The organism is Azospirillum sp. A29, from assembly GCF_042604625.1.
In the GTDB taxonomy this organism is placed as follows: Bacteria; Pseudomonadota; Alphaproteobacteria; order Azospirillales; family Azospirillaceae; genus Azospirillum; species Azospirillum palustre.
Genome location: NZ_CP170467.1, coordinates 742,663 through 755,204, shown reverse-complemented (window position 1 = coordinate 755,204; position 12,542 = coordinate 742,663). Strand labels below are relative to the sequence as shown.

Genomic DNA, 12,542 nt, shown 5'->3' with positions numbered 1-12,542 from the left:
TCTTTACACGACAAGCTCGTCGCCCAGGCCGAAGCCTTTCATAGCTGGATCGACATTTCCGGCACCCAATTGTCCGCGCAATCGGGCGGCACCTCGGCACTTTACCGGCGATTCACGCCGGATTGACAAGCGGCCTTCAATTCGAAGGTGCTCTTCAAGGTCTTCCGGCCGGCGACCGTCATCGCCGTTGATCCCGACTTGCTCGCGCCCAACCTCGAAGACAAGTCCATGCGCGAAGCTGCCGCATTGCCGCCTGTCTTCATCACGGCATGGAACGATGTCCCCGATCGCGCACAGGTCGGGGCTTCCATTTCGAGACTGTCGCGAAAGCACAAAACGAAACCGAAAGGCGCACTGTCGACGGCAATCTTGCCGTCGATATCACCGAATAGCGCAGCATCATCAACCCTCTGAAGAAAGGAAAGATGTCATGCCATTCGTCAATGTGAAACTGGTCGACGGCGTTTTCACGCCGGAAGAGAAACACGCCATGGCCAAGGCCCTGACCGATGTCATGGTGAAGTTCGAGGGCTCTGAGGCCTTCCGCGAGGTGGTATGGGTCCTCATCGAGGAACTTCATACCGACGGCTGGCACATCGGCGGCAGGCCGTTCGAGGGGCCCAAGTCGTTGATGACGATCCTCTCGAAATCCAAGGACGTCGTTGAAATGATCGACGGCACGCCAACAACCCGCAAAGAGTGGGCCGCGGCAGCGCCAGTCTTGGGCTGACCACCTCGCACTCTCCAACACGGTGACCGTGGAGAACCGCTCGACCGAAGTCGGGCGGCTGCCGGTGGAACCGTGCCCGCCCGACAGAGGGAAGAGACATGAATGCGAGAGAAGCGTTTTCAGCACCCGGTGCGACGAGACGGGACGTCTTGATTGGCACCGCTGCCGTCCTCGCCACGACGTTGCCTCTGGAGACCATGGCCGCCACGGTGTCGTCGAACTCAATCAGAGCAACCATTGCAGATGGGAGTGAAACCATGAGCAGCATCAAAACGAAAGACGGTGCGCAGATCTTCTATAAGGACTGGGGCAGCGGGCAGCCGATTGTGTTCCATCACGGGTGGCCGCTGAGCAGCGACGACTGGGACAACCAGATGCTGTTCTTTCTCGGAAAGGGTTTCCGGGTCATTGCCCACGACCGCAGGGGCCATGGCCGTTCAAGTCAGACCTCGGGCGGCAACGACATGGACACGTACGCGGCCGATGTCGCCGCGCTTGCCGAAGCGCTCGACCTCCGCAATGCGATTCACATCGGTCATTCGACAGGCGGCGGGGAGGTCACCAGATACGTCGCCCGGCACGGCAAAGGCCGGGTCGCCAAAGCGGTTCTCATCTCCGCCATTCCGCCCGTGATGGTCAAGTCCGCGAAAAATCCGGGAGGACTTCCCATCGAAGTCTTCGACGGCTACCGTGCCGCTCTGGCGGCCAACCGGGCGCAGCTCTACCTCGATATAGCAAGCGGCCCCTTCTACGGCTTCAACCGCCCCGGTGCGGCAGTCTCCGAAGGCACGATCCGCAACTGGTGGCGTCAGGGCATGATGGGCGGCGCGCACGCGCACTATGAGTGCATCAAGGTCTTCTCGGAGACCGATTTCACCGACGACCTGCGGATTATCGATGTTCCGGTTTTGGTGATGCACGGCAGCGACGACCAAGTGGTGCCCATCGCGGACTCCGCCGAACTCTCGGTCAAGCTACTCGAGAACGGGAAGCTCAAGGTCTACGACGGCTATCCGCACGGGATGTTCACCACCCACGCCGACGTCATCAACGCGGACATCCTGGCCTTCATCAAGTCGTGATGGCCCGGGCAGGTCGATATGCCGGCCCTCAAGCTTCCACATCAGATTTGATAGCTGCCGGCTCAACTGAGACCGGCTGCGGAAAGGTATGTCGTGAAACCCGAACACATGCTCTCCCGCCGTGGATTCTGCCTTTGCTGCATGGGCGCAGCGGGTCTCGCCGCCACAGGGGGCTGGCTAAGTCCACGCGAGGCCTATGCCGAGGCGCGCGGCTTGGTGAGCCTCATCAAGGACAGCGCCGCCAAGTCCGTGATTGCCACCCACGAACTGAGGAACAACATCACCATCCTCGAAGGCTCCGGCGGCAACGTGGCGGTTTCGGGGGGCAAGGACGGCCTCGTCATGGTCGATGCCGGCATCAGCGTGTCGCGCGCCCAAATGACGAAAGCACTCTCCGCGCTTTCTCCGGACCCTGTGACCCACCTCATCAACACCCACTGGCACTTCGATCACGCGGACAGCAACGCGTGGATCGGTGCGGCTGGAGCCAAAATCATCGCACACGAGAACACCCGCAAGTACCTCTCTCAAGTGCAGCGGGTGGAGGACTGGGATTACAATTTTGTTCCGCTGGAACAGAGTGGAGTGCCGAAGCACGTCTTCGCCACGGAACATTCGCTCAAGCTGAACGGCCAGTCGCTCGCCATGAAGCATTACGGTCCGGCGCACACCGATGGCGACATTTCAGTGATGTTCGGCGAGGCAGACGTCCTCCATGTCGGCGACACCTACTGGAACGGAATATATCCGTTTATCGACTATTCGACGGGAGGCAGCATCGATGGGATGATCGCCGCCTCGGATGCAAACCTCGCTGCGTCGACCAGCAAGACGATCATCATTCCGGGCCACGGGAATCCGGTGAGCAACCGCGCTGAGCTGCAGGATTTCCGCGACATGCTCGTCGCCATTCGCGAGAATGTCGCCGTGCTGAAACGCCAGGGACGCACGCGAGACGAGGCGGTTGCGGCCAAACCGACAGCGGCTTTCGACGCCAAGTGGGGCAATTTCGTCATCGATCCGGGCTTCTTCACGCGGCTGGTCTATGCGGGCGTCTAGCACGCCCCTTCGGTCATCCGGCAATCCGGGCGCTTTCCTCCCCCGGGTTCCGGCGCGTCATCAGACCCCCGATCCGCCGACCATCGAACCAATTTTGGAGATGACTATGTCCGAAACAAAAAGCCCTCTGTTCATCGATATTCCGGTCGAACTGAAGGAGGTGAAGTCAGTCCACAGCATCGGCGGCCTTGAGTTCGAAGGCGACCTGCCCGCGTCGCTGTTCCATCTTCATTTGATCACCACAGACATTGCGAATTGGAAAGCGGAATCGGACGTGATCGTGGTCTTCCATACCAATGCGGGCCACGTCACGTTGAACGACGCTGCCTACAATACTTCGCGCAATATCGCCACTGGAAACCCATACAAAAAGCTGGTGGCCGACCTTATCGACGTCGGCGTCAAGGTCGAACTCTGCGGCGCGACCGCGCAAGTGAACGGCTGGGGCAATGCCGATCTTCTCCCCAACATAAAGATCAATCTCGATGCCATGGCCCGCACGATTCAGCTTGTGCAGCAGGGCTTCGTCAAGATCACGGAGTGATGATCGGTATCCCTGATACAGGCGCTACGATAGCTTCCAAGAGGCCGCCATGCTCCAATCGCCATTCGGATTTCATTCGACCGCATCGGAAGTCCTGAGAGGCGTCGACCTCCGGGGGAAGACAATGATCGTCACCGGCGGAGCAAGCGGTATCGGAATCGAGACAACGGCGGCACTCGCCGCGGCCGGGGCGTCTGTCGTCATCGCTGCTCGCCGCCTGAAAGCCGCTGAAGAAGTCGCAGCGGACATCCGGATCAGAACCGTCAATCCGGGCATCTCGGTCCGCCAATTGGACCTCGCGGACCTCCGCTCCGTCGGGCATTTTGTCGACAACTGGGAAGGCCCCATTCACGCGCTCGTCAACAACGCGGGCATCATGGCGCTGCCGGACCTGCAGCGCTCTCCCCCAGGATGGGAGATGCAGTTCGCGACCAACTTTCTGGGGCATTTCGCCTTAACCCTCGGCCTCCGCCGCTCCCTCGCCCAAGCCCAAGGCGCACGCGTCGTGTCCGTGAGCTCCAGTGGGAGCCTGTTCGGCCCGGTTTTCTGGGACGACCCGCACTTCCGCTTCATCCCCTACGATCCGCTCCTCGCGTATGCGCAGTCGAAGACGGCATGCACGCTTCTGTCGGTGGGCATCAAGGATCAATGGGCCGAGGACGGGATCGTGTCGAACGCGCTCAATCCGGGAGCCATTGCGACCAACCTCCAGCGTCACACAGGCGGGCTCCGTACGCCCGAGCACCTTCGCAAGACCCCGGAGGAAGGCGCGGCGACGTCAGTGCTCCTCGCGGCTTCGCCGCTGGTCAACGTAACGAACGGACGCTATTTCGAAAATTGCGTGGAGGCTCCAGTCGTGCCTGGTCGCCCCCAGTCGGTATTGGAGGGCGTCGCTGCATATGCGCTCGACGCCGTCAACGCTCAAAGGCTCTGGGAGATGGGCCTCGGACTTTTGGGAAAATGCAAATGACGTTATCTCGGAATTAGGATGCATCGGTCAAGGCGACCAAGGGGCTCCCATGGCGAGAAGCTATCGCGCAGGGGAATATGCTCTATGTCTAAGCCATTCGACCTATCATCCGTCGAACCTCTGGAGAAGACTTCCGACAAGTCCGCCGTGGGGTCCCTGGACGCTCGGGCACGGAGGCGCGAAGCCTCACGACGTTCGCCGAGTGCCGCTGAGGCACCTGCGTTCGACGTAAGGAAGTCATCTGCACCATCGCACCGGAATCGAACGAGTGTCCGATAGCGAGATGAACGGGACATGGTCAATGGAGGACCGTCTCGTCTTCCCGCCAACCGACGACACACGGTCGGCCCACTGCACAGCTACGGGCCCCACCGCGAAGCCTGGGAATTCACGGATGGGCCGTCGCCGGTCGGCAAGCATGAACTTCGCCGCGCCATTCTGGAAATCACGTCAAGGAGCGCGCCCAATGACCCATGCACCGATCAGAGTTGGCATCATCGGCGTTCACCCCGACCGTGGTTGGGCCTCGACCGCCCATGTGCCTGCGTTGAGGGACCTGCCGCAGTTCCGACTCTCTGCCCTGAGCCACAGCCGGATCGAAACCGCGAGGGCGTCGGCTGAAAAGTTTGGTTTCGAACACGCGGTGTCATCGACCGACGAACTTGTGAACCATCCTGATGTCGACTTGGTGGTCGTGACCGTGAGGGTACCGGAACACCGTGGTCTCGTGACCGCGGCGCTTCAAGCAGGAAAGTCGGTGTTTTCCGAATGGCCACTCGGCATGAACCTTCGGGACGCCGAGACGATGAACTCGCTCGCCGGCGAAAAAGGCGTCTCGGCGATGATTGGCCTTCAAACCCGTGCCAACCCGACCCTCCGGCACATGCGCAACCTGATCAAACAGGGCTATCTCGGCGAGGTGCTCTCGGCGTCCGTCATCGGGTCGGGAATCACCTGGGGGGAGGAAATCGAGGAGACTTTTCGCTATACCTTGGACCCGTCCAAGGGCGCGAGCATGCTGCACGTGCCGTTCGCCCATACGATCGACGCCTTGTTGTTCGTGCTCGGCGAGGACTTCCACAGCGTGTCCGGGACGCTGATTCGTCGTCGTCGGACGATAAGGATCATGGGGAGCAAGGAAGTCGTCCCGCTCGACGTCGCGGATCAAATAGCTTTCATCGGCAAGCTCACGTCCGGCGGCTTGGTGACGAGCCATTTCCGTGGCGGGTTGTCGCGCGCAACCAATTTCCATGTGGAGATCAACGGCACCAAGGGCGACCTGTTGCTGACGAGTCCCGTTGGCTACATAGGTCTGGGCGGATTCAAGCTCATGGGTGCACAAGCGGACGAGACCCTTCACCCGATCTCCATACCCGAAGGCTTTGGTGCCGACGACAATGTTCTGACGGGCAATGTGAAAAGGCTCTACCAACTGATCGCTTCCGACATGACGTCCGGTACCTCTCAAAGTCCAACGTTCGGAGACGCCGTCAAACTGCATCGGTTGATCGACGCGATCGAGCAAAGCGGCGGGGTGGCACGCTATGTCTGAGTTGACGCGGGTTGCCGTGGATTTATGTGCCCGTTGGACCTGCGGCCCTGCAGGTCCGGGGGGTTCACGCCGTTTTTCTCGGATACGCGCCGCCCCATTCAGTCAGGCTGTCCGGCGGTGGCGGGGCAATTTGCATATTCACTCATCAATGAAGGATCTGGTGCAGGAAGTTGCGCGTCCGTTCGTGATGCGGTGCATCGAAGAACTCATCGGGTGCCGCGCACTCCACAATCCGGCCGCCGTCCATGAAGACCACCCGGTCGGCGACCCGGCGGGCGAAGCCCATCTCATGCGTCACCACGATCATGGTCATGCCGTCCTCGGCCAGGGACACCATGGTCTCCAACACCTCCTTCACCATCTCCGGATCGAGCGCCGACGTCGGCTCGTCGAACAGCATCACTTGCGGTTCCATGCACAGGGCGCGGGCGATAGCCACCCGCTGCTGCTGCCCGCCGGAGAGCTGGCCAGGGAATTTCGCTGCCTGCTCGGCAATGCGGACGCGCCGCAACAGATGCATCGCCCGGCCTTCGGCCTCCCGGCGGGGCGTTCCGCGCGCCAGCATCTGCGGCAGCGCGCAGTTGTCGAGAATCGACAGATGGGGGAACAAGTTGAAGTGCTGGAACACCATGCCCACCTCGCGGCGGACCGCGTCGATATTGCGCACGCTGTCGGTCAGCTCCACCCCATTGACGGCGATGCGGCCGGCCTGATGCTCCTCCAGGCGGTTGATGCAGCGGATCAGCGTCGATTTGCCGGACCCCGACGGGCCGCAGACGACGATGCGTTCTCCCGCCGTCACCGTCAGGCTCACCTGGTTGAGAACCTGAAAGGTGCCGTACCATTTGTCGACCGCTTCGATCAGGATGGCAGGGCTTGCGGCGGCAGTTGCGGGGGTGGTCATCAGCGGATGTCCTTTTCCTGGACGCGGCCTTCCAGCCAGCGGGCATAGAGCGAGATAGCGAAGCAGATGAGGAAATAGACGGCCCCCACGAATAGGTAGCCTTCGGCATAGGGGGCCGGCCAGACGGGGTCAGAGGCGGCGGTGCGCCCGGCGCTCAGCATGTCGAAGACGCCGACGATCAGCACGAGGCTGGTGTTCTTGACCATCACGATAGCGGTGTTGGTCAGCGGCGGGATGACCTTCTGAATCGCCTGCGGCAATGCGACGTGCCACACCGCCTTCCACACCGGGATGCCCAGCGCGCGGGCCGCCTCCATCTGCCCATCGGGGACACCCTGCAGGCCGCCGCGGATTACCTCCGCCAGATAGGCGGCGGCGAAGATGGTCAGGGCAGCCAGGGTGCGGCCCAGCTTGTCGACTGACCAGCCCGCCGGCAGCAGCAGCGGCATCATGATCGAGGAGATGAAGAGTAGCCCGACCAGCGGCATGCCGCGGGTCGTCTCGATTACCAGCACCGACAGGAAACGCGGGACCGGCACCTTGGAGCGGCGGCCGAGCGCCAGCGTGACGGCGAACGGGAAACCCAACCCGAGGGACAGGATCGCCAGCAGCAGCGTCACCGGCAGGCCGCCCCAATTGGCGGTGGAGATGAAAGGCAGGCCCGCGAAGCCGCCCCACATCAGCGCCAGCATCGCGCCGACTGCCACGCCCCAGGCCGCCAGCAGGCGGCGCCCCCAGTGCCGCGGCGGCAGCGACACCAGCACCATGGCCAGCACCAGCCCGATCACCGCCAGCGGGCGCCATTGTTCGTCCGCGGGGTAGACGCCGAACAGGATGAAGCGGATCTTGGCGGCGACGAAGGCCCAGCAGGCGCCGCCGGCGCCGCAGCGGCCGGGATCGGCCGTGCTCCACACGGCGTCCAGCACGCCCCAACGCAGCGCCGGCAGTAGCGACAGGACGAGGGCGCCGGTGAGTACGGTCAGGCCCGCTGCGATCAGGTCGCCGAACAGGATCTGCAGGATGGGGGTGCGGCGGCGTCTCGGTGGGCCGTCCGGTGCCGCGGCGGGGATGGCAGTCGTCGTCATGGTCATGATCTGGGACTCTCCCATCGGCCGGCTCATCGCGTGACCAGGGCGGTTCTGGCGTTGCACCAGTTCATCAGCAGCGACACCGCGCTACCGATGGTCAGGTAGACGGCGAGCAGGATGCCGATGCTTTCCAGCGCTTGGCCGGTCTGGTTGATGACGGTGCCGATCACCAGCCCCAGCTCTGGAAAGCCGACGGCGAGCGCCAGGGTGGAGTTCTTGACCGTCGAGAGATACTGCGTGGTCAGCGGTGGAATGATGACCCGCAATGCCTGGGGCATGACGATCCGCATGAGGGTCTGCCGCTCGCTGAGGCCGAGCGCCCGCCCGGCCTCCCACTGACCGCGGCCGACGGCGTCGATGCCGCCGCGGATGATCTCGCCGATGAAGACGGAGGTGTAGAGCACCAACCCAACCATCAACGCCGCGAATTCCGGCGACAGCCGCATCCCGCCGGTGAAGTTGAAGCCGCGCAACTCCGGCAGGCTCACCGCCGCGCCGAGGCTGGTCGTCCAAGCCAGGAGCAGGATGGCGGCCGCAGCACCGCCGGCGGGCAGGGCGCGCGCCGTTCGGTTTTGCCGACCCTGCCGGCGCTGCCGTCGAGCCGCCAAGGCCGCAATGGCGAGAATGGCCGGCATTCCCACCGCAAAGGCCCAGCCGTTGCCGCTCCACTCGATGCCCGGCAGAAAGAGACCGCGCTGTGACAGATAAATGCCGGGCAGGGGGTGCAGGGCGTTGCGCGGCGCCGGCAGCGCCGTGGTGGCGAGCGCGTACCAGAACAGCAGCTGCACGATCAGCGGCGTGTTGCGGATTACCGTGACGAAGACCCCCGCCACCCCCGACAGCATCGGGTGGGCCGCCCGCCGCGCCAGCCCGATGAACAGACCGAACAGGGTTGCGAACAGGATGGCGAGAGCCGAGATCATCAGGGTGTTGCCGATCCCGACTACATAGGCCCAGGCGAAGCTGTCCGTAGGGCTGTAGGGGATCACGCTTTCCGAAATCGGAAAGTTGGCCGGCCGGGCGAGGAAATCGAAGCCGACCCGGATGCTGCGGACAGCCAGATTCTCGACCGTGTTGCCGGCGAGCCAGACCAGGGTCCCGATGAAGAGGAAAAGAAGAAGTGCCTGACCGACCCAAGCCCGGAGGCGTGGGCTGTCCCAGAGGGCGGCGAGCATAGGCCGATCTCCTGGATGCTGTGTGGATGCGCAGGATTTACTGGAAGGCGAGCGGGAACATCAGCCCGCCGTCGCGGAACAGGCGGTTGTAGCCGCGGTCGATCTTCAGCGGGCTGCCGGCACCGAGATTCCGGTCGAAAACCTCACCATAGTTCCCGAGCTGCTTGACGATGTTGTAAGCAAACTTGTCGTCCAGCCCGAGCCCCGTTCCATTGCCGGGCTCCAGCCCAAGGAAGCGGCGGATGCGGGGATCGCTGGAACTGAGCTTCTGGTCGATGTTGGCCTGGGTGATGCCGAACATCTCCGCCGCGGTCAATGCTTGGAACGACCAGTTGACGATGTCCATCCATTGGTCGTCGCCGTGTCGCACCGCCGGGGTCAGCGCATCCATATAGGGGGTGGCCGGGAAGATGATGTAGTCGCCTGGGTTCTTCGCCTGGGTGGCACGGATGGAGGCGAGTGCCGCCGCGTCGGTGATCAGCGCGTCGCAGCGGCCAGAGAAGAAGGCTTGGCGCAGCGCCGACACGCTGTCGAAGACCACGGTCGTCAGCTGGAGCTGATGCTCGCGGGACACATCGTTCACCACCACTTCGGTGGTCGAGCCCGTCTGCACGCACACCGACGCGCCCTTCATGTCCTGAACCTTGGTGACACCGAGGCTTTTCGGCATCAGGAAGCCGGTGAACTCGTAATAGTTGGGCGTGGTGAAGTTGATGCCGTTGCCGTCGCGCTGGATCGTCCAGGTCAGGGTGCGGGGCAGAATGTCGATCTCGCCGCTCTGCAGGGCCGGAATGCGCTGCTGGCCGCTGAGCGGTACGAATTCGGCCTTGTCCTTGTCGTTGAACACCGCAACCGCCACGGCGCGGCAAGTCTCGACGTCCAGCCCGCGCCAATAACCCTTGTCGTCCGGCGCGCTGAAGCCGATGGTGCCGGAACTGGCGGCGCAGATCACCTTGCCACGGGCTTTCACGGCGTCGAGAGTGGGGCCGGCCATTGCCGGAAGCGTGGTCGCCGAGCCAAGCGTCAGGACTGCCACGGTTGTGGCGATGGCGAGGCGGGCGGCGCGGCGCCAGCCGGATGTCTGTTCGGTCATGCGGGAAACCCCTGTTCGTCGTCTTGCTTGTTGTTCGCCCGCCATTGTCGGCAGTGCGTGTCCGCCGCCGTCAGGCGGCCTCGGCCTTGCTCGTCCGTGCAGCGATGTCGTCGAGGAAGGCGGTGAGGTCGTCCTGGAGGTCGGACGGGTCCTCCAGCCCGACGCTGATGCGCAGGATCAGGTCCTCTCCGGTCCAGGGGCGGGCGGTGCGATTGCGCTTGACTGGCATCGGTGCCATCAGACTGCGGGTTCCGCCCCAGGAGGCGCCGATGGCGAAGGTGCGCAGCACGTCGAGGGCCGGCGAGACATGCGGCGTCGCCGCGGGCGTAAACACGACGCTGAAGACGCCGCTGGCTCCGAGGAAATCGCGCTTCCAAACCGCATGGCCGGGAGAGCCGGCAAATGCCGGATACAGCACCTCTTCCACCAGCGGATGACCCGCCAGACGTTCGACCAGCGCCATCGCCCCGTCGGACGCCTGACGCATCCGCACGCCCAGCGTCTCCATCCCCCGCAGCACCAGAGAGGCGTCGTCAGGCGACACGCCGATCCCGTAGCGGCCGAGGGCGCTGCGGATCGGCGCGATCAGGGACTCGTCCCGCACGGTGAGAGACCCCATCAGCAGATCAGAATGGCCGCCGACGTACTTCGTCAGCGCTTCGGTCACCAGATCGGCGCCATGGTCCAGAGGCTTGAAGTTCAGCGGGGTGGCCCAGGTGTTGTCGCAGCCGACCAGGGCGCCGTGGCGATGCGCAACCGCGGCAATGGCCGGCAGGTCTTGAACCTCCATGGTGGTGGAGCCGGGGGATTCGCACCAGACGACCTTGGTGCGTCCGTCGATCCGCCGTTCAAGGTCGGCGACGGAGGTCGGGTCGTAATAGTCGACATCGATGCCGAATTTGACCAGATCGCGGTTGGCGAAGTCGCGCACCGGCGGATAGGAGGTGTCGGCGATCAACATCCTGTCGCCGGCCTGCAGGAAGGGCAGAACGGCGAAGCTGTTGGCCGCCTGCCCCGACGGCAGAAGGAAGGTCCAGGCGCCATTTTCGAGTGCCGTCAGCTTGGCTTCCAGCGTCCGGGTCGTTGGGGTGCCGTAAAGGCCATAGGTATAGCCGGTGTGCCCGCGGTCGCCGCGTGTCGCGTAGCCTTCGGCATTGGCGAACACGATTGTCGATCCACGATGAACGGGCACGCTGAGGCTGTCGAATCCTTCGGTGGCAACCGAGGGATTCACCACGCATTGGGTGAGATCTTTCATGGGGCGTCCTTTGACTGACGCCCCCGATTTGACGCTACCCGCCCTATTTCGTCCAATATCCATTTTCAGGTAGTTTATTCTCCCAGGTTATAGGGAGTTCGCCATGAATCTGCGGCAGGTCGAGGTGTTCCACGCCGTCATGACCAACGGCACCGCGTCGCGCGCTGCCGAGGTGCTGCGCATTTCGCAGCCCGCCATCAGCAAGACGATCCAGGAGTTGGAGCGGGAAATCGGCTTTCCGCTGTTCCACCGTGCCAAGGGGCGCCTGATCGCGACGGAGGAGGCGCGGCTGTTCTTCCAGGAGGTGTCGTCGTCCTTTGCCGGTCTGATCCACCTGCGCGCCGCTGCCGCCCGCATCCGCGATTTCGGCTCGGGCGAAATCCGGGTCGCCTGCCAGTCGGCGATCAGCACCACCATTCTTCCGAAAGCATTGCGGGCTTTCCAACTGCATCATCCCAATGTGTCGATCACCGTCCAGGCACGCATGTCGTCGGTGGTGAAGGACCTGATTGCCTCCGGCCAGTTCGATGTTGGGCTGGCGGCCGACGAGATCGACGTGACGGGAGTGGATGCGACGCTGTTCATGGAGCAGCGCCTGGTGATCGCGGTTCCCGCCGATCACCCGCTGGCGGAGCGCAAGGTTCTGCATCCTGCCGATCTTCACGGCACGCCCTTTATCGCCCTCGCGCCGGAGGACACCGCGCGTCGCCGGCTGGATGGGGTGCTGGCCACCCACGGCGTGATGCCGAAGATCGTGCTGGAAACACCCTATTCGACGACGGTCTGCGCCATGGTGCAGGCCGGAATCGGCTGCGGCCTGGTCAGTCCGTTGACCACAGAACCCTATCTCGGCCGGGGTTTGGTCGCCTGCGCATTCGAACCGGTTATCCGATCCCGCACCCTGCTCCTGCTGCCGCCAAACCGCCGCCCGTCTCGCATTGTCGCCGACTGCATCAAAGAGCTAATGGCATTTTCATCTGCCGGAGCGGGCGCAATCGATTGATCTTCAATAGGCTTAGGGTCCGGCCCCATAAAGGGCCTTTTACGCAAAGAGTCGTTGTGATTCAAAGTCCTGGAGAGAGGCTTT

13 protein-coding genes are annotated in these 12,542 nt (G+C 63.3%); 8 read left to right on the top strand and 5 right to left on the bottom strand.

Annotated features, from left to right (window positions below):
- The first annotated feature begins 147 nt into the window (after positions 1 to 147).
- From ABNQ38_RS31575 to ABNQ38_RS31545, 7 genes are all read left to right on the top strand, one after another.
- Complete coding sequence (locus tag ABNQ38_RS31575) at positions 148 to 414, top strand: hypothetical protein (protein WP_377810244.1); 267 nt, start codon at positions 148 to 150, stop codon at positions 412 to 414.
- A 16-nt stretch (positions 415 to 430) separates the two neighbouring features.
- Positions 431 to 730 (top strand): 4-oxalocrotonate tautomerase family protein, encoded by a 300-nt coding sequence (locus ABNQ38_RS31570; RefSeq protein ID WP_377810243.1) that lies wholly within the window; start codon positions 431 to 433, stop codon positions 728 to 730.
- 257 nt (positions 731 to 987) lie between these two features.
- A complete protein-coding gene (locus tag ABNQ38_RS31565; RefSeq protein WP_377810242.1) occupies positions 988 to 1,812 on the top strand; it encodes an alpha/beta fold hydrolase in 825 nt (274 codons plus the stop codon).
- A 93-nt stretch (positions 1,813 to 1,905) separates the two neighbouring features.
- On the top strand, positions 1,906 to 2,871 hold the full coding sequence (locus ABNQ38_RS31560) for an MBL fold metallo-hydrolase (protein WP_377810241.1): 966 nt from the start codon (positions 1,906 to 1,908) through the stop codon (positions 2,869 to 2,871).
- 106 nt (positions 2,872 to 2,977) lie between these two features.
- Complete coding sequence (locus tag ABNQ38_RS31555; protein ID WP_377810240.1) at positions 2,978 to 3,415, top strand: DsrE family protein; 438 nt, start codon at positions 2,978 to 2,980, stop codon at positions 3,413 to 3,415.
- A 124-nt stretch (positions 3,416 to 3,539) separates the two neighbouring features.
- Complete coding sequence (locus ABNQ38_RS31550; RefSeq protein WP_377810239.1) at positions 3,540 to 4,385, top strand: SDR family NAD(P)-dependent oxidoreductase; 846 nt, start codon at positions 3,540 to 3,542, stop codon at positions 4,383 to 4,385.
- Positions 4,386 to 4,851: 466 nt separating this feature from the next.
- Positions 4,852 to 5,937, top strand: coding sequence for a Gfo/Idh/MocA family protein (locus ABNQ38_RS31545; protein WP_377810238.1), 1,086 nt, complete (start codon positions 4,852 to 4,854; stop codon positions 5,935 to 5,937).
- Positions 5,938 to 6,082: 145 nt separating this feature from the next.
- On the opposite strand, the gene ABNQ38_RS31540 is transcribed toward ABNQ38_RS31545, so the two are convergent.
- From ABNQ38_RS31540 to ABNQ38_RS31520, 5 genes are all read right to left on the bottom strand, one after another.
- On the bottom strand, positions 6,083 to 6,841 hold the full coding sequence (locus ABNQ38_RS31540; RefSeq protein ID WP_377810237.1) for an amino acid ABC transporter ATP-binding protein: 759 nt from the start codon (positions 6,839 to 6,841) through the stop codon (positions 6,083 to 6,085).
- Positions 6,841 to 7,932, bottom strand: a complete 1,092-nt coding sequence (locus ABNQ38_RS31535) for an amino acid ABC transporter permease (protein ID WP_377810236.1) — start codon at positions 7,930 to 7,932, stop codon at positions 6,841 to 6,843. The genes ABNQ38_RS31540 and ABNQ38_RS31535 overlap by 1 nt, the downstream gene beginning before the upstream one ends.
- A 26-nt stretch (positions 7,933 to 7,958) precedes the next feature.
- Positions 7,959 to 9,104, bottom strand: a complete 1,146-nt coding sequence (locus ABNQ38_RS31530; RefSeq protein WP_377810235.1) for an amino acid ABC transporter permease — start codon at positions 9,102 to 9,104, stop codon at positions 7,959 to 7,961.
- A gap of 37 nt (positions 9,105 to 9,141) precedes the next feature.
- The gene (locus ABNQ38_RS31525) at positions 9,142 to 10,197 is read right to left on the bottom strand and encodes an amino acid ABC transporter substrate-binding protein (RefSeq protein WP_377810234.1); all 1,056 of its coding nucleotides are present in this window, start codon (positions 10,195 to 10,197) and stop codon (positions 9,142 to 9,144) included.
- Positions 10,198 to 10,267: 70 nt separating this feature from the next.
- On the bottom strand, positions 10,268 to 11,455 hold the full coding sequence (locus tag ABNQ38_RS31520; protein WP_377810233.1) for a trans-sulfuration enzyme family protein: 1,188 nt from the start codon (positions 11,453 to 11,455) through the stop codon (positions 10,268 to 10,270).
- A gap of 103 nt (positions 11,456 to 11,558) precedes the next feature.
- Between ABNQ38_RS31520 and ABNQ38_RS31515 the strand changes: the two genes are divergently transcribed.
- Complete coding sequence (locus tag ABNQ38_RS31515) at positions 11,559 to 12,458, top strand: LysR substrate-binding domain-containing protein (RefSeq protein ID WP_377810232.1); 900 nt, start codon at positions 11,559 to 11,561, stop codon at positions 12,456 to 12,458.
- The last annotated feature ends 84 nt before the right edge of the window (positions 12,459 to 12,542 follow it).